The 16,720-nt window shown below is 58.3% G+C and carries 14 protein-coding genes; 10 read left to right on the forward strand and 4 right to left on the reverse strand.

The features are described 5' to 3' along the window. Window positions 1–221: 221 nt before the first annotated feature. The 10 genes from L085_RS13000 to L085_RS13045 all read left to right on the forward strand — a co-directional run bounded on the left by L085_RS13000 (window position 222) and on the right by L085_RS13045 (window position 11,443). Window positions 222–761 (forward strand): fimbrial protein, encoded by a 540-nt coding sequence (locus L085_RS13000; protein ID WP_004935293.1) that lies wholly within the window; start codon window positions 222–224, stop codon window positions 759–761. A gap of 56 nt (window positions 762–817) precedes the next feature. After that, window positions 818–1,501, forward strand: coding sequence for a fimbria/pilus periplasmic chaperone (locus tag L085_RS13005; RefSeq protein ID WP_044030916.1), 684 nt, complete (start codon window positions 818–820; stop codon window positions 1,499–1,501). Between the two features lie 144 nt (window positions 1,502–1,645). Next, a complete protein-coding gene (locus L085_RS13010; RefSeq protein ID WP_343309649.1) occupies window positions 1,646–4,132 on the forward strand; it encodes a fimbria/pilus outer membrane usher protein in 2,487 nt (828 codons plus the stop codon). A 42-nt stretch (window positions 4,133–4,174) separates the two neighbouring features. Further along, window positions 4,175–5,116 carry a fimbrial protein gene (locus L085_RS13015; protein ID WP_004935283.1) on the forward strand — a complete coding sequence of 314 codons (942 nt, stop codon included), beginning with the start codon at window positions 4,175–4,177 and terminating at the stop codon, window positions 5,114–5,116. A 137-nt stretch (window positions 5,117–5,253) separates the two neighbouring features. After that, a complete protein-coding gene (locus tag L085_RS13020) occupies window positions 5,254–5,613 on the forward strand; it encodes a hypothetical protein (protein ID WP_004935280.1) in 360 nt (119 codons plus the stop codon). Between the two features lie 73 nt (window positions 5,614–5,686). Beyond that, complete coding sequence (locus L085_RS13025) at window positions 5,687–6,982, forward strand: HlyD family secretion protein (RefSeq protein ID WP_015378377.1); 1,296 nt, start codon at window positions 5,687–5,689, stop codon at window positions 6,980–6,982. Then, entirely contained in the window at window positions 6,969–9,104 is a 2,136-nt protein-coding gene (locus L085_RS13030; protein ID WP_044030918.1) for a peptidase domain-containing ABC transporter, read from the forward strand. Before L085_RS13025 ends, L085_RS13030 begins: the two co-directional genes overlap by 14 nt. Window positions 9,105–9,219: 115 nt before the next feature. Then, a complete protein-coding gene (locus L085_RS13035) occupies window positions 9,220–9,420 on the forward strand; it encodes a hypothetical protein (protein ID WP_015378375.1) in 201 nt (66 codons plus the stop codon). Between the two features lie 76 nt (window positions 9,421–9,496). Then, window positions 9,497–9,895 (forward strand): type II secretion system pilot lipoprotein GspS, encoded by a 399-nt coding sequence (gspS, locus tag L085_RS13040; protein WP_044030919.1) that lies wholly within the window; start codon window positions 9,497–9,499, stop codon window positions 9,893–9,895. Between the two features lie 114 nt (window positions 9,896–10,009). Next, window positions 10,010–11,443: an EmmdR/YeeO family multidrug/toxin efflux MATE transporter gene (locus tag L085_RS13045; protein WP_044030920.1), complete on the forward strand. Its 1,434-nt coding sequence runs from the start codon at window positions 10,010–10,012 to the stop codon at window positions 11,441–11,443. Window positions 11,444–11,473: 30 nt separating this feature from the next. Here L085_RS13045 and L085_RS13050 read toward each other — a convergent pair whose 3' ends face one another. From L085_RS13050 to pqqU, 4 genes are all read right to left on the reverse strand, one after another. Then, the gene (locus L085_RS13050; RefSeq protein ID WP_044030921.1) at window positions 11,474–11,653 is read right to left on the reverse strand and encodes a hypothetical protein; all 180 of its coding nucleotides are present in this window, start codon (window positions 11,651–11,653) and stop codon (window positions 11,474–11,476) included. After that, a complete protein-coding gene (locus L085_RS24640; protein ID WP_049240746.1) occupies window positions 11,650–11,835 on the reverse strand; it encodes a hypothetical protein in 186 nt (61 codons plus the stop codon). Before L085_RS24640 ends, L085_RS13050 begins: the two co-directional genes overlap by 4 nt. 226 nt (window positions 11,836–12,061) lie before the next feature. Further along, a complete protein-coding gene (locus L085_RS13060; protein WP_044030922.1) occupies window positions 12,062–14,434 on the reverse strand; it encodes a glucose/quinate/shikimate family membrane-bound PQQ-dependent dehydrogenase in 2,373 nt (790 codons plus the stop codon). A 147-nt stretch (window positions 14,435–14,581) separates the two neighbouring features. Then, the gene (pqqU, locus tag L085_RS13065; RefSeq protein ID WP_081835548.1) at window positions 14,582–16,600 is read right to left on the reverse strand and encodes a TonB-dependent receptor PqqU; all 2,019 of its coding nucleotides are present in this window, start codon (window positions 16,598–16,600) and stop codon (window positions 14,582–14,584) included. Between the last annotated feature and the right edge of the window lie 120 nt (window positions 16,601–16,720).

Here is a 16,720-nt window from a genome sequence, read left to right on the forward strand (position 1 = left end):
GAAACGCCGATTTGGCGGTTTTTTCAAAATAAAATTAAGAATGATGCTAATTCTATTTGGGGTAATTATCTTTTCTCATCTTTACATTGATTTTATGTATTGCTAAAGGGGGAAAGCTAAGCATAATTAACTGTGAAAGGAGCGGGGCTCCTATTCTCCCTGTCCGGGATCTCCGTGGCGGGGATATTTTGAAGTCTGTCTAATCAAAAGGAGAAGTACCCATGATGGAAAAAAAAGTGATTATGTTGGCATTTGTCGCGGCAGCGTGTTCAAGCGCTTTGCCTGCTCTGGCAGCAGATGGTCAGGTTAATTTTACCGGGAATATTGTCGATGCTGCGTGCAAGGTCACGAATGACTTGAGTAATCCATTAAATGTTGTTTTGGGTGATGTGGCCCGAACGGCATTTGCGGGTGGCAAGGGATCAACGTCCAGCGCGACAAAATTCACGCTGGAAGTCACCGATTGTCCGGATACGGTAAAAAGCGCCACCGTTAAGTTTGACGGCGCGGCCGATAACGGCGACAGCAACGTATTGCAGCTGACTCAGGAAACGGATGTCGCTACCGGCGTCGGTATCCAACTGTCTGATATTTCTAACAGTGTTCTGCCGCTTTACACGGCGTCGACGGCTTATCCGTTGGCTTCCGGCAGCGGCGTGAAAAATAACCTCGATTTTACCGCCCGCTATATTTCCACGCAGGCAGATGTGACCGCCGGTAAAGCCAATAGCGTCGCCACCTTTACGCTGAATTATAACTGATAATATTTTCTTGCCCGCTGGTTCACAGCGGGCTGTATTGCCTCGGAGATAATATTATGCGTTTTAATCGCTACGGCGCCTTAGCGGCTCTCATTATTTTATTGTTTGCGTCTACGGTTCACGCCGGCGTGGTGATTGGCGGGACGCGGGTGATATTCAACGGCGAAAAAAAAGAAGCGTCAATCAGCGTGGATAATCCGGATAAAGAACCGTATTTGATTCAGTCCTGGCTGGAGAATCAACAAAGCGGAGTGGATAAAATCGCGTTTGTCGTTACGCCGCCTTTATTTCGGTTGGACGGCAACCAGGAAAATATGTTGCGCATCGTGAAAGTGGGCGATGACTTACCGAAAGATAAAGAAAGCTTGTATTGGATGAATATTAAATCCATTCCTTCAACAACACAGACGGGTAAATCGAATACGCTGCAAATAGCGGTCAAGACCCGCATCAAATTGATTTATCGGCCGGCGCCGCTGCTCCGCCAGGTACCCGAAGAAGTGACGCAGCAGCTGAAATGGCAGCGTGTCGGTTCAGAATTAAAACTCACCAACCCAACGCCTTATTATATGAACTTCCATTATGTCCGTATCGGGGGGCGGGAAATGAAAGAGGTGGCATATATCGCGCCGATGAGCAGCGAAATGTTTGCATTGCCCGTGGCGGGCGCAACGTCGGTAAGCTGGAAATTAATTAATGATTATGGCGGCACAGGTAAAGAACATCAGTCAGGTATTTAATCTGTAAGGGAAGGCAGAAAAAGGGATAAAACATTTCAATAATGGAGCTAATGAATGATAACTCAAAAGCGTATATTAGCGAAGCGGGATGCTTGGCTGAAACGCATAGCCTTATTCACGGTAACAACGGCGGTATGCGGCAATATGGCTAATCCCGCCTTCTCTCGTGACTATTTTAATCCGGCGTTGCTGGAAACCGGGCGCTCAGGTCAGCAGCACGTCGATCTGTCGATTTTTGAAAATGGCCAGCAGGTTCCCGGCACGTATCGGGTCGATATTTGGGTGAACGACATGCTGCTGGAAACGCGCGAGGTGTCGTTCGCTCTGCGGGCCGGCAGCGACGAGAAGGCCGATCTGCAGCCTTGTCTGACGCGGGAAGATCTGAAACGGCTTGGGGTGAAAGTTGAGCTGTTTCCCGGTTTGGCCGGCGCCGATCGCTGCGCGAATTTGGCCGCGATCCCACAGGCCTCGGCGCAATTTCAATTTAACCGCCAACGCCTGATGCTGAGTATCCCCCAGGCGGCGTTGGAAAATAAGGTGCGCGGATACGTTCCGCCGGAACAATGGGATGAAGGCCTGCCGGCGATGCTGCTGAACTACGGCTTCACCGGCAGCAACAGCAAGGGGCGCGATCGATTCACCCAGAGCGCAAGCAGTTATTACCTCAACCTGCGGCCGGGCTTCAACCTGGGCGCCTGGCGAGTGCGGAACTACACCACCTGGAGCTACAACAGCGCCGGCGGCGGGCGAGCGTCGGAGGATCGTTGGGACTCCGTCTATACCTACGCCCAGCGCAATATTATTCGCCTGAAAAGCTTGCTGACGCTCGGCGAAAGCAGCAGCCCGTCCGATGTGTTTGACAGCGTGTCGTTTCGCGGCGCGCAGCTGGCTTCCGATGACGACATGTTGCCGGAAAGCCTGCGTGGTTATGCGCCGGTGGTGCGCGGCATCGCGCGCAGCAATGCGCAAGTGGTCATTCGCCAAAACGGCTATGTCATCTACCAGAGTTACGTTGCGCCGGGCGCGTTTGAAATTTCGGACATGTACCCGACCGGCGGCAGCGGCGATTTGGAGGTGACTATCAAGGAGGCGGACGGCAGCGAACAGCACCTGACCGTTCCCTTCGCCAGCCTGCCGGTGCTGCAACGCGAAGGGCGGCTGAAATATGCGCTGACCTCGGGGCAATACCGCACTTACGATCACAGCGTGGATAAAAAGATCTTCTCGCAGGCCAGCCTGATTTATGGCTTGCCCGCCGGTTTCACCCTGTATGGCGGCGGCCAATTCGCCGGGCCGTATCAATCGCTGGCATTGGGTCTGGGCAAGAACCTGGGCGAGTTCGGCGCCCTGTCGGCCGACGTCACCCAGGCGTGGGCAAAGCAGGAGCATCAGCCGAAAAGCGATGGTCAGTCGTGGCGCGTGCGCTACAGCAAAAATATCGTCGAGACGGGGACGAACTTCGCCATCGCCGGCTACCGCTATTCGACCAGCGGCTACTATGGGCTGCAGGAAGTGCTGGACACCTATCGCAGCGGCAACCGTTACGCCCCGATAGACCGCCGCAAAAATCGCGGCGAAATCACGCTGAACCAGAATTTATGGGAAGGGGCGGGGTCGCTTTCACTCAGCGCGGTCTCCGAAGACTATTGGGGCTCCGAGCGCAATATGCAGTCGCTGAGCGCGGGTTACAACAATAGCTGGAATGGCATCAGCTACGGTTTTAACTACAGCTACAGCCGCAATTCACAGGCTATTTACGGCGATTCGAACCGCGGGCGCATTTACGATCGCGATCAGATCTTCGCTTTCAACATCAGCGTGCCATTAGAGAAATGGCTGAGCAACACCTACGCCACCTACAACCTCAACACCAGCAAAAAAGGCAATACCAGCCATACGGCGGGCCTCAACGGCACGGTGCTGGCCGGCGGCAACCTCAGTTGGAGCGTACAGGAAGGGTATGGCAGCCAGGGCCAGGGCAACAGCGGCAACGCCAACGCCGACTGGCGCGCGACGTACGGCGAACTCACGGCGGGCTACGCCTACGATCGCAGTCAACAGCGCGTCAACTACGGGGTGAAGGGCGGGGTGATCGCCCATGAAGACGGTGTGACCTTCGGTCAACCGTTCGGCGAAACCGTCGCCCTGGTACAGGCAGCCGGCGCGAGCGATGTGGCGGTCGGCAATCAGGTCGGGGTGAAAACCGACTGGCGCGGCTACGCGATCGTTCCTTACGTCACGCCTTATCGCAACAATTCGATTCGCCTCGATGTCGACAGCTTGCCGGATGATGTCGATCTCGAGTTGACGAACCAGTCGGTCACGCCGACTCGCGGCGCGGTGAGCCGGGCGAATTTCAAAGCCAACGTCGGCAGACGGATTTTGATGAAGGTGACGGACTCGCAGGGGGCACCTCTGCCGCTGGGCGCCAGCCTGCGTCTTGCCGAGGGGGCGACTCAGCCGTTCCTGGTCGGCGGCGACGGCGTGGTCTATCTGACCGGCATGGCGGAAAAGGGCCTGCTCATCGCGCAGTGGGGCAGGAATGGCGAGAACCAATGCCGCATCCGTTACCAGTTGCCGGCGGAGCCGCCGTCAGCGGGTCTCCAAACCCTAAACGGTGTTTGCCAATAGATCTCGCTCTATCTCCATCATGACTTTTAAGTGAGAGTGAAAATGAACGTTTTTCTCAGGATATTCGGTTACGGCGCCCTGGTGTGGCTGGCGACGCTCACGACGGCGGTTTATGCCGGCACCTGTACTACCAACGCGAAAACCGCCCGCATGGGGTTGCTGACGCTGGCCGTGGATCCGCGCATCGAAGTCGGCGAGCAGTTGGCTGTTCGAACCGAGAACAGCATGAACGGCACGACGTTTTCTTTTCTTTGTTCCGGTTCGGTCGCCTATCGCTCCATGTCGCCGCTGACGCCGAGCGCGCTGCCCGGCGTATTTGAAACGGGCATTGAGGGCGTGGGGGTGACGATTTCAGACTTATGGCAGAGCAATAAGAACGTGCCCGTCAACACGGCGATTTCGCCCAACTTGCTGACGCCATGGATCAATCGAAACGATGTTCGGCTGACGTTTATTAAAACCGGCCCGATCAAAACCGGCGGCGATATGGGCGGGAAAATTATCGCCAGATATTATCTGGATTCGACCTCCATTTTGGATCTCAGTATTTCCGGCATGAAGGTCATTCAGAAAAGTTGCCTGGTTGATTTGAACTATAAAAATCAAACGGTGAATCTGGGCAGCCCTAAACGCAGCGAGTTTAACGGCGTCGGCAGCACGGCGGCGTCTTCCGAACGCAATTTTTCCGTGGTTCTGCAATGTCAGGAGGACAATATTCCGGTTCAGGTCACGTTCGAGGCGGCCGGAAATTCGCCAGGCGTGGGAATGATTGATATCGCCGACGGCGCCGATGCGGCGAAGGGCGTCGCCGTGGAAGTGTTGGATGAGAACCGTAACCCATTAACGTTTTCCAGACCGATCAATTACCACACCGCGGCTGAAAAAGAGATCAGGATCCCCTTGATGGCGCGCTATAAGCAAACGGGAGCCATTAGCCCCGGACAGGCCGACGCGGTGATGACATTCACCATTACGCAGAATTAAAGAGACCCCCATTAAAAATATAATGTCGTCTGTTCGCGCGACATTATTGGTGGCATCAGGCGCTGCAGGCCGATGCCAATGCAATGACAACACGCATGTATGGCAGTGTTTGTCCGTTTAAATATGGAGATTAACCAATGAAAGAACTGTCTGTTATCGAAATGAATGAAGTGTCAGGCGCTTATTCCTGGGATATGAGCAATGGACTGTCGGGGCTGATTGGCAGCGCCGTCTCCAATGCCGCGGAAGCCGTTTCATCCATCGCTCTGGGCGCCTCCGTGGGCAGCATGGCGGGCGCCGTCATCGGCGGTAAGCACGGCGGCGACGGCGGCGGCCTGCTGGGCGTCGGCTCGATTGGCCAGGGCGTCGGCATGGTCGCCGGCGGCATCCTGGGCGGCGTAGCCAGCGGCGTGGCCGCAGCCGTTATTGGCTGGGACACCACGCTGGAATACTCCAAAAAAGGCCTCGATGGGCTGATTAACGGCACCATCAGCTAAATCCATACGCGGTCCAAAGCCGCAGCGTTCTCGCTGCGGCTGTCTCCCGGTCAGGCAAGCGCAGGTTCTTCCTATGAGTGATAATAAGAGCAGGAATATTTTCCGCCAGGAGGCGGTCAATTATCAACGTCAAAGATGGACCGGCAGGGCGCTGTTAATTTCCGGCGCGTCGAGCCATGTGATTGCCGCCACCTGTTTCACTTTTATTCTGATCCTGGCGGGCGCACTCTATTTTTGCGAGTACACGCGCCGGGTCGATGTTGAAGGCGAGGTGATCAGCATCCCGCATTCCACCAATGTGTTTTCCTCCCAATACGGCTACGTGAGCCAGGCATTTCATAAAGCCGGTGACGTCGTGGAAAAGGACGAGCCGCTGTATGTGATTGATGTCTCGAGAAGCACCACGTCCGGCAATGTCAGCCATATCGCGGCCAGCGAAATAAGCAAACAGATTAGCAATCTGGATTCGATAATCAGCAAGCTGAATAAAAATAAAACCGCCATGCTGGATAATTTGCGCAAACAGATCAATAGCTATGAAAACGCCTATAAAGAAACCGAGAAACTGAACCTCAGTGCCAAAGAGGGGATGGATAAAATGCGGGATAGCCTGAAAAATTACGAACACTATTTGACGAAAGGCCTGATCACCAAAGATCAGTTAAATTATCAGCGTTCGCTTTTTCAACAACAGCAAAGCTCGTATCAGGCGCTCTACAGCCAAAAGATCCAGCAAAATATTCAGCTGTCGCAGTTGCGCAGCGATTTGCTGATTCGCGCCGCCGATTACGACAATCAGATATCGCAAAGCGAATCGCAACGCAGTGATTTACAACGCCAGCTGGCGGAGTCCAATGCCGGCGGCCAGGTCATTATCAAAGCGCCGCTCAAGGGGAAAATCGAGTCGCTGAGCGTGACCGCCGGGCAGGTGGTCGAGAGCGGCAGCAGTCTGGCGCAAATCAAGCCGATTGATAACATCAAATATTATCTGGTTTTATGGCTGCCGAATAACAGTTTGCCCTACGTGAAAATCGGCGATGGCATCAACATTCGCTATGAAGCCTTCCCGTCGGATAAATTCGGTCAGTTTCCGGGAAAAATAGAATCCATCTCGTCGGTCCCCGCCTCCCCGCAGGAAATGTCGGAATACAGCAGCGGAAATAAAAGGGAAAGGAACGCCTACTACAAAGTGCTGGCGTCCATCAGCGACACGCAATTCAGCGATAAAGGCAAATATCTCGAAATCAGCAGCGGGCTGCAGGCCAGGGTCATCGTCTTCCTGGATAAGAAACCGCTTTATCAGTGGGCGGTCGCGCCTTTGTATGACATAAAAAACAGCGTTGTGGGGCGAGTCGATGAAGGACAATAATCTCTTTGAACGGATCAACGAGAAGTTAACCTTCTCACTGCGCAAGCGGGTGCCGAGCATCTTGCAGTCGGAATCATCGGAATGCGGCCTGGCGTGCCTCGCCATGATCGCCTCCTATTACGGGTTTAATGTGGATATGCTGAGCCTGCGGCAGCGATTCGGCATTTCCACCCAGGGCGCGACCCTGGGGACGATCTCTCAAATCGCGTCGCAAATCCAGCTGAAGACGCGCGCCTTGTCTTTGGACATCGACGAAATCAATCAGCTGAAAACGCCCTGCATACTGCACTGGAATATGAATCACTTCGTGGTGTTGGTTAAGGTGCAGCGCGCCGGTTTTGTCATTCACGATCCGGCCTTCGGGCGCCGAGTGATCGGGCTGCAGGAGATGTCGAATCATTTTACCGGCATCGCGTTGGAGCTGTGGCCCGACAGGGCCTTTCAAAAAGAGACCCTCAAGACCCGTTTGCGCCTGCTGGATTTGATGAAAAACATCGAGGGCCTGCCGGGGACGCTGCTCAAGATCTTTGCGTTATCGATAGTCATCGAATCGGTCAACCTGCTGCTGCCGGTAGGAACCCAACTGGTGACCGACCATGTCATTCAGGCGCATGACTACAGCCTGCTGACGGTCATCTGTTTGGGGCTGATCTTCTTCACCTTGTTCCGCGCGGTGGTCAGCATCGCCAGGGCCTGGATCTCCATCGTGCTCGGGACGCTGACCGATATTCAGTGGAAGACGACGCTGTTTGAACACCTGATGAAGCTGCCGCTGGATTTTTTCGAAAAACGGCACCTGGGGGACATTCAATCGCGCTTTTCCTCGCTGGATGCGATCAGAACCACCTTTACCAATAATATCGTCAGCGGGATCATCGACGGCATCATGACGGCCGGGCTGTTCGCGATGATGATGGTCTACGGCGGCTGGCTGGTCTGGGTCGTGGCGGGCTTCACTCTGATCTACATCCTCATCAGGATGATGACTTACAGAACCTACCGTCAATTCTCGGAGGAGCAGATCGTCAAGGCGGCCAAGGCCAACTCGCATTTCATGGAGACGCTGTACGGCATCTCGACCGTCAAGGCGCTGGGCATCAAGGAAACGCGCTCCAGCTATTGGCTCAATCTGAACGTTGACGCCGCCAATACCAATATCAAAATCACCCGATTCAATATGATGTTCGGCGGGATCAATACCTTTATCACGACGCTCGATCAGGTGGCGATCCTGTGGCTTGGCGCCATGATGGTCATCGACAACTCCATGACGCTCGGCATGTTCATGGCGTTCAATGCCTATCGCGGCCAATTCTCTCAGCGGGCCTCGAGCCTGATCGACCTGGCGATCGGCTTGCGCATGTTGTCGCTGCACAATGAGAGGATATCAGACATCGTCTTTACCGATGCGGAGACGGAGTCCGCGCCGCGACAGGTTTTCCCCTCGGGCACGGGGATTGCCATTGAGGTAAAAAATCTTACGTATCAATATGACGCGCTGTCGCGGCCGATCTTCAAAGACCTGAACATGCGCATTGCGGCCGGTGAAAGCGTGGCCGTCGTGGGCGCCTCCGGCGCGGGCAAGACCACCTTGCTGAAGGTGATGTGCGGTTTGCTCAGCCCCACTTCCGGCCAGGTTTTGGCCGACGCGATGGATATCCACAAAGTCGGGGTGAATAACTACCGTAACGCGATCGCCTGCGTGTTGCAGGACGACCGGCTGTTCTCCGGGTCCATTGCGGAAAACATCAGCGGGTTTGAGGTCAATGCCAATAAAGAGCTGATCATGGCCTGCGCGATACACAGTAATATCCACGATGAAATCATGCAGATGCCGATGGGCTACGAAACCCTGATCGGCGAGTTGGGCAACGGCATCTCCGGCGGGCAAAAGCAACGTTTGTTTATCGCGCGCGCCCTCTATCGCCGCCCGAGCGTGCTGTTTATGGATGAAGCGACCAGCCATCTGGACGTTGAGAATGAGTCGGCGATCAACCGGGCGATATCTTCGCTGAATATTACGCGCGTGATCGTCGCCCACAGAAAGTCGACCATCGACTCGGCCGACAGGGTGGTGGTGCTGGGGGCCGAGAGCGGCGCGCTGGCAGGCGGCGGTGAATAAAGGGCGCTTGCCGGCGCCGGGGCGAAGCCGGCAATGCAGGCTGTCCCCGCGACCTAAATCGCGGTAAAATGCAGCAGTTGACCCTATCGCATTCCATCAGGCCGTCGAACCCGCTATGAAAACGCGCAAACCGCGCCGCCCGCCCGGGCGGTGGATCTATTACATCCTGCATGAAGACATGCTGTGGCCTTGCCCGGTTAAATGGGAGTGGGAGAGCGGCTATAACGCCTGGCTGCCGTTTTACTATTCCCCCACGTTGGAATTCGTCGCCGGCAACCCCGCCCGCGCCACCAAGGTCAGCAGCGGCCGGCGCTAAGCGTGCTGCCCGCCTTGCCGCCCGGCATCCGCTCACCTAAGATCATCTCATCACCCACAGGTTTCCGGGAGCGTCCATGTCTACTCTGTTTCGCACGTCTCTTTGCGGCGTAGCGGCGTTGTTGCTGCTTGCGGGTTGTCAGCAGACGGCGCATCAACCGGCGCCGCCGCTGCAGGCGCAATTGGATCACATCGCTTTGATGTTGGCCGGTGGGCATTTCCTGCGCGTGGACTGCGGGCGCAGCGACGTGCCGGACGACGTGAAATTGCAACGCACCGCGATGCGTGCAGCGCAGCACCGCGGCTGGGATACGCAGGCGGCAGGGTATCGGCAGTTGCCGGCGCTCACCCAGGCGCGTTACCTGACTCTGCAACAGGACAATCAGCTGCTGACGGACAAATGCGCCACGCTCAGCCGCAGCACCGCGCGCTTTATCGCGGCGGCGCAGGCCGATCAGGAAGACTACATGGAGTAGCGCTACGGTGTGCCTGTCGGGCGCTCGCCACGGGCGCCCAAAAATTCTTTGCAGGATAACGATTTATCGCTCATCATTTGAAATGATGTTTCACTTTTATCCATCGAGCCCACCTTGAACCTGTATGCCGCACTGCGTCAGCGCGTGGAAAATACGCCCTGGTACGCCAAACGGAAAAGCTACCGCGTGCTGTTCTGGCGCGAAATCACGCCGCTGGCGGTGCCGATTTTTCTGGAGAACGCCTGCGTTCTGTTGATGGGGGTGCTGAGCACCTTTCTGGTGAGTTGGCTCGGCAAAGAGGCGATGGCCGGGGTGGGGCTGGCGGACAGCTTCAACATGGTGATCATCGCCTTTTTTGCCGCGGTGGATCTCGGCACCACCGTGGTGGTGGCCTTCAGCCTCGGCAAGCGCGATCGCCGGCGGGCGCGGGCGGCGGCGCGTCAGTCGCTGGTGCTGATGACCGGCGTGGCGCTGCTGTTGGCGGCGGGCATTCACCTGGCGGGCGAACCGATCATTGATGTGATCGCCGGCGCGGCCTCGCCGGAGGTGAAAGCGCTGGCGCTCTCTTACCTGCAAACCACGGTGTGGAGCTACCCGGCGGCGGCGATTGCGCTGATCGGCAGCGGCGCTCTGCGCGGCGCAGGCAACACCAAGATCCCGCTGCTTATCAATGGCGGCATGAATATCCTCAATATCATCATCAGCAGCATCCTGATTTACGGCATGCTGGGCTGGCACGGCCTGGGCTTCGTCGGCGCCGGGCTGGGGCTGACGATTTCCCGCTATATCGGCGCCATCGCCATCCTCTATGTGCTGGCGATCGGTTTTAATCCGGCGCTGCACATCACGCTGAAAAGCTATTTCACGCCGCTGAAGATGAGCATCCTGTGGGAAGTACTGGGGATCGGCATTCCCGCCAGCGTCGAGTCGGTGCTGTTCAACGGCGGCAAACTGTTGACGCAGATGTTCGTCGCCGGCATGGGCACCAACGTGATCGCCGGTAACTTTATCGCTTTCTCCATCGCTTCGTTGATCAACCTGCCGGGCAACGCGTTGGGATCGGCCTCGACCATTATCGTCGGCCGGCGGCTCGGCAAAGGCGAGATCGGTCAGGCGGAGCGGCAGCTGCGCCATATTTTCTGGCTGTCTACCCTCGAGTTGACCGCTATCGCCTGGGGTACGGCGCCGTTGGCCGGGGTATTCGCCGCGTTTTATACCTCGCAGGATGACGTGAAAACGGTGGTGAAAACCCTGATTTGGCTCAACGCCGCCTTTATGCCGATCTGGGCCGCTTCCTGGGTGTTGCCCGCCGGGCTGAAAGGCGCGCGCGACGCCCGCTTCGCCATGTGGGTGACGATGCTTGGCATGTGGGGCTGCCGCGTGGTGGCGGGCTACGCGCTGGGTATCGAACTGGGCATGGGCGTGGTGGGTGTCTGGTTGGGGATGTTCCTTGATTGGGCGGTGCGCGGCGCCTTGTTCTACTGGCGCATGGTCAGCGGGCGCTGGCTGTGGAAATATCCGCGGGCCAAACGCCGGGAGGCCGGGTAACGTCGGCCGCGGGGCACCGGCGAGATGGCCTCAGTATAAAAGCGTCATCGCGCTGAAGAACAGCAGCGTCAACGCGATGATGATGACGTTTTGCGTGGCTTTGCGCATCAGTTTGCTGGCGCTCAGGCGGCTGTCGATGACGTAGAGCAGCGGCACCATCAGCAGCACATAGGCGAACATCAGCATGGCGGTAAAGGGCTGCAGATTCATTCATGTTCCTCCTGTGCGCTATCATGGCCGACCAGATGCACCAGCACCGCCTTCGGCTGATGCGGCAAACCAATAAAGGGCGGGGTGGCTGGGGAGTCCGCCGTGAACGGCAGACCGGCACGCCGCGTCTTCACCGCCGCTTGCAGGATCTTCTTTCGATGCTTCCGAGTATGGTCGACCATGCGCCTCCGAATAGGGCCGCCCGAAGGCGGCCGATCGTTGTATTGCCCATTAAGCTGGAGAGGATCGCAGCCGCTGCCGGGGCCGCAGAGGTATAATATTGCGAATGATAACCATTATCAATAATGCGAGTGAAAAAATTAAGGGTATTGCGAGGGGACAGCCGGCGGGGCGGGAAAAGAAAAAGCACGCCTTGCGGCGTGCTTTGCGGGGTACTAACGGCGGTGGTTACTTCTGATCGGGCAGAGCGTAAGCGACCACGTAGTCGCCCAGCTTGGTGCCGAAGGAACCGTGGCCGCCGGCGTAGATCAGCACGTACTGCTTGCCGTTGACCTCATAGGTCATCGGCGTCGCCTGGCCGCCGGCCGGCAAGCGCGCTTCCCACAGTTTTTCACCGTTGGTCACGCTGAAGGCGCGCAGGTAGTTGTCTGCGGTGGCGCCGATGAAGAACACGTTACCGGCGGTGGTCACCGGGCCGCCCAGCATTGGCATGCCCATTTTGAACGGCAGCGGCAGCGGTGAGCTGTCGCGCACGGTGCCGATGCGTTTTTTCCACACGATGTCGTTGGTTTTCAGATCCACGGCGGAAATGTAACCCCAGGCCGGCTGTTTGCACGGCAGACCGAACGGCGACAGGAACGGATTCAGGGTGACGCCGAACGGCACGCCATACTGCGGCTGTACGCCGGACTCGGTGCCGCTGCCGCCTTTGTCGCCTTCCGGCGGCTCAATCGGGTTGCCTGGGCCGCGCGGGATCAGTTTGGAGACGAACGGCAGCGCGATCGGGTTGGCGATGGCGATTTCGCGATCGGTATCGACGGCCAGGCCGCCCCATTCGAACATGCCCAGGTTACCCGGGAACACCAGCGTGCCCTGCTCGGAAGGCGGAGTGAAGGTGCCTTCATAACGCAGGCTGTGGAACATCACGCGGCAGACCAGCTGATCATAGATGGTCGCGCCCCACATGTCGGCGCCGGTCAGTTTCTTCTCAGGACGGAAGGTCAACTCGGAGAACGGCTGGGTCGGTGACAGGCGATCGCCTTTGGCCGGGCCCTGCGGTACCGGTTTCTCCGGCGCCGGCACCACCAGTTCGCCGTTGGTGCGGTTCAGCACGAAGATGTTGCCGGTTTTGGTCGGCACATAGATAACCGGCACTTTTTTACCGCTCTTGTCGGTAATGTCCGCCAGGGTCGGCTGCGCCGGCACGTCCATATCCCACAGGTCATGGTGGACCGTCTGATAGAACCAGGCCAGTTTGCCGGTGGAGGCGTTCAGCGCCAACAGGCCGCTGGCGTAGCGTTCCATTTCCGGGGTGCGATCGCCGCCCCAGATGTCCGGAGTGGAAACGCCCATCGGCAGGTAAACGATATCCAGCTTGGCGTCATAGGCGGCAGGCGCCCAGGAGTTCGGCGAGTTCGGCACGAAGTGGTGCTCGTCCGCCGGGATGGCGTTCGGATCCTTCGCGCCCGGATCGAAGGCCCACAGCAGCTTGCCGCTGTTGATGTCGAAGCCGCGGATCACGCCGGAAGGCTCGCGGTTGGAGTAGTTGTCGGTCACGGCGCCGGCGATGACGATCACTTTATCGGTGATCACCGGCGGCGAGGTCGGCTCGTAGTGGCCCGGCGTCGCATACGGCATGTTGCTCTGCAGGTTCAGCTCACCGTTGTTGGCGAAATCCGGGCAGGGTTTGCCGGTTTCGGCGTCCAGCGCAAACAGGCGGCCGTCGTTGACCGGCAGAATGATGCGGCGTGCGCACATCGCCGGTGCGGCATCGCCGGCGGCGCCTGCGGCTGCGGCGGTTTCGTGGTAAGACACGCCGCGGCAGGTGATGTGCTGGAAGGTTGGGTTGTATTTCAGCTGCGGATCAAACTTCCACTTTTCTTTACCGGTGGCGGCATCCAGCGCAAACAGCTTCTGGTGCGGCGTACACATGTAAAGGGTATCGCGGATTTTGATCGGCGTGACTTCGTTGGTGATCTCACCCGGATCGTTGGCGGTCTTCAGATCGCCGGTCTGGAAACGCCAGGCTTCTTGCAGCTGGCCAACATTTTTGTCGTTGATCTGGCTCAGCGGCGAGTAACGGGTGCCTTCCTGGGTGCGGCCATAGGCCGGCCAGTCGGCGCCGGTGGCGTCTTTCGGCTGTACCTGCGCGGCGTCGAGCGTGCCGTTGATCTCTTGCGGATCGTTGAACACGGCATAGGCCAGCGCGATGACGGTGATCGCCAGCGCCGCGCTCAGCGCGCCGTAGGCGAATTTGCCGTTGGCCACCAGCTTGCGATAGATAAACGGCAACACCAGCCACAGGCCGAAGAAGAAGGTGACGTCCAGGCGCGGCGTCAGCGCCCAGAAGTCCGGCCCCACTTCCCACAGGGCCCAAATCGTGGTGCCCAGCAGGAATACCGCGTACAGCAGCAGCGCGGTGGCGCGGCGGCGGAACAGCAGCCAGGAGGTCGCCAGCAGCACCAGCCCGGCGATGATGTAATACAGCGAACCGCCCAACTTGGCCAGCCAGATGCCGCCGCCGAGCAGATAAAGCCCGCTCAGCGCGGCAAACAGCGCCGTTATGACGATAAGCGGCGATAGTGACGCTTTATTTTGCATAGCAATACCCTTACCAAAAATGAAAGTCCCCGATTTAGAGATTAAGCCAAATCGGAAAAAACACGCGGTTTCTCCCTATTATTTCAGCGAGAAGCCGCTAGGGTGACGTAAAACCCATCCCGTTTTTTAACCTTAAGGTGCTTTGCCTTATTCAAAGCGATAAGACAAGGTGGCGCCGCCACCCCAGTTGCGCCCCGGCGCCGGCTCGAAGTAGCGGCCGTTGCCTTCGTTGACGATCACCGAACCGACGTATCGGCGATCGAAAACATTGTCCACCCGGCTGAACACGTCCAGCGCCCAGCGGTTCCAGGTAAAGCGATAACCGGCGTTTACGCCGGCCACGGTGTAAGAGGGAGCCTGCGCGCTGTTGGCGTCATTGGCCTGAATGTCGCTCATGTAGCGTAGCTCCGCGCCGGCGTGCCAGCCTTCCGGCGGGGCATAGGCCAGCGAGGCGTAGCCCATGTTGCGGGCGATGCCCGGCAGGCGATTGCCGGCGGGGGTACAAACGGCTTTGCCGCACATATCGCTGCGGTAGGTGGCGTCCAGCAGCGTCCAGGCCATATGCAGACGCCAGTCCAGCGCAAACTCCTGATCCAGCGCCAGCTCCAGGCCGCGCCGCCGGGTTTTGCCGGCGTTGGCGTAGCTGGTGCGCCCACCGCTGCTTTCCGCCACCACCAGCTCGTTGTCGGTATCGGTCTGGAACAGGGCGGCGCTCACCAGGCCGTTGCCGAGGCGCAGTTTGCTGCCCAGTTCGACGGTGTCGCTGGTGGACGGCTGCAGGCCGATGTTCAGGCCGGCCTGGCCGTCGGGGCGGTAGGAGAGTTCGTTGATGGTCGGGGTTTCAAAGCCGCGGCCGGCGGAGAGATAAACGTTCCACGCCGGATTGATTTTATAGTTGAGCGAACCCATCGGCAGCCACTGGTGGTAGCGTTTGCTGCCGCTGTCGTCGCCGTTGCGCGGCGTGATGTAGTAGTCGGTCGAGTCGAAGCTGACCGTGCTGTAGCGCAGGCCGGCGTCCAGCGTCCAGTGCGGCGTCAGTTGCCAGGAGGTTTGCAGGTAAGGATCCAGGTTCCAGATGCGGTTTTTCTCGTTGCGCCGCTGGTCGCCTTTCTCGCCGTAGTCCACTGTGCCGTCTCGCAGAATAAAGTTTTCAAACCCCTGCCGGCGTTCGGTCATGGTTTCATAATCCAGACCGCCGATCAGTGTTACCGGTAACGAGGCGAGAGTATCCTCATGCTTCCAGCGAGTGTCAATGCCCTGATATTTTCTTTCCAGCACGATCACCCCGCCGGCGTGGGTAGGGTTGAGCTGCGGCCCGCGTGGAATGGATTGGTACTGCGTGGTGTGGCGCTCGCCGTGGTAGGCGGTCAGCGTCAGTTCGTCGCGCTCGCTCATCTGGCGCTGATAGCGCAGGCCGGCCTGGGTCTGATCGAGCGATTTGCGGGTGTTGTATTGATCCGCGCGCGGCGCCTGGCGCGGGTTTTCCTTCCATTCCGCTTCGGTCAGGCCGCCCGGATCGCCGGCGTCAATGGAGACGCTGTTGAACATCAGTGTCAGGGTACTGACGTCGTCCAACCGCACGCCGAGCTTGCCGTTGCCGAGGTTTTTCCGCGCGGCGCTGTGATCGCGATAGCCCTGAGTGGTGAAGCGGGTGCCCGAGATGGCGTAGTTGACGTCGCCGGCCTGGGTGCCGTCGCCGGTGGCGCCGGTCGCTTTCACCCCGTAGCGCCAGGTGTTGTCGCTGCCGAAATAGCTGCCGGCCTCCAGCGTTGGCGGCTGGGCGCCGGTCTGGGTGTCAACGTTGATCACCCCGCCCGAAGCGTTGCCGTACAGCGCGGAATAGGGGCCGCGCAGCACCTCGATGCGCTCGACGGAGTTGATGTCGATGTTGGAGGTTTGTCCCTGGCCGTCGGGCATGGTGGCGGGGATGCCGTCGACGTACATGCGCACCCCGCGCACGCCGAACATCGATCGGCTGCCGAACCCGCGTATCGACAGCTGCAGATCCTGCGCATAGTTTTGCCGGTTTTGAAGCTGCAGACCCGGCACGCTGCCAAGGTTTTCCGACAGGTTAATCTGCGGGGCGGCGTTGCGCAGGTCCTGGCCGTCGATCACGCTGACGGACACCGGCGATCCCAGCTCGGTCAATCCGATGGGTTGCGCCATTACCACCAGCGTATCGCTGTCTTTCTGATCCGCTGCCAGGGCCGAACCGATGCAGACCGGCTGCAGCAATAACAGGGTTGCCGGGGTCAAGACGGGACGTTTTTTATTCATCAGATAATT

Source organism: Serratia sp. FS14 (assembly GCF_000695995.1).
Lineage (GTDB): Bacteria > Pseudomonadota > Gammaproteobacteria > Enterobacterales > Enterobacteriaceae > Serratia > Serratia nematodiphila.

Coding starts and splice junctions, on each gene's coding strand:
- L085_RS13000 (WP_004935293.1), top strand. CDS start 222: ATGATGGAAAAAAAAGTGATTATGTTGGCATTTGTCGCGGCAGCGTGT.
- L085_RS13005 (WP_044030916.1), top strand. CDS start 818: ATGCGTTTTAATCGCTACGGCGCCTTAGCGGCTCTCATTATTTTATTG.
- L085_RS13010 (WP_343309649.1), top strand. CDS start 1,646: ATGGCTAATCCCGCCTTCTCTCGTGACTATTTTAATCCGGCGTTGCTG.
- L085_RS13015 (WP_004935283.1), top strand. CDS start 4,175: ATGAACGTTTTTCTCAGGATATTCGGTTACGGCGCCCTGGTGTGGCTG.
- L085_RS13020 (WP_004935280.1), top strand. CDS start 5,254: ATGAAAGAACTGTCTGTTATCGAAATGAATGAAGTGTCAGGCGCTTAT.
- L085_RS13025 (WP_015378377.1), top strand. CDS start 5,687: ATGAGTGATAATAAGAGCAGGAATATTTTCCGCCAGGAGGCGGTCAAT.
- L085_RS13030 (WP_044030918.1), top strand. CDS start 6,969: ATGAAGGACAATAATCTCTTTGAACGGATCAACGAGAAGTTAACCTTC.
- L085_RS13035 (WP_015378375.1), top strand. CDS start 9,220: ATGAAAACGCGCAAACCGCGCCGCCCGCCCGGGCGGTGGATCTATTAC.
- gspS (WP_044030919.1), top strand. CDS start 9,497: ATGTCTACTCTGTTTCGCACGTCTCTTTGCGGCGTAGCGGCGTTGTTG.
- L085_RS13050 (WP_044030921.1), bottom strand. CDS start 11,653: ATGAATCTGCAGCCCTTTACCGCCATGCTGATGTTCGCCTATGTGCTG.
- L085_RS24640 (WP_049240746.1), bottom strand. CDS start 11,835: ATGGTCGACCATACTCGGAAGCATCGAAAGAAGATCCTGCAAGCGGCG.
- L085_RS13060 (WP_044030922.1), bottom strand. CDS start 14,434: ATGCAAAATAAAGCGTCACTATCGCCGCTTATCGTCATAACGGCGCTG.
- pqqU (WP_081835548.1), bottom strand. CDS start 16,600: ATGGCGCAACCCATCGGATTGACCGAGCTGGGATCGCCGGTGTCCGTC.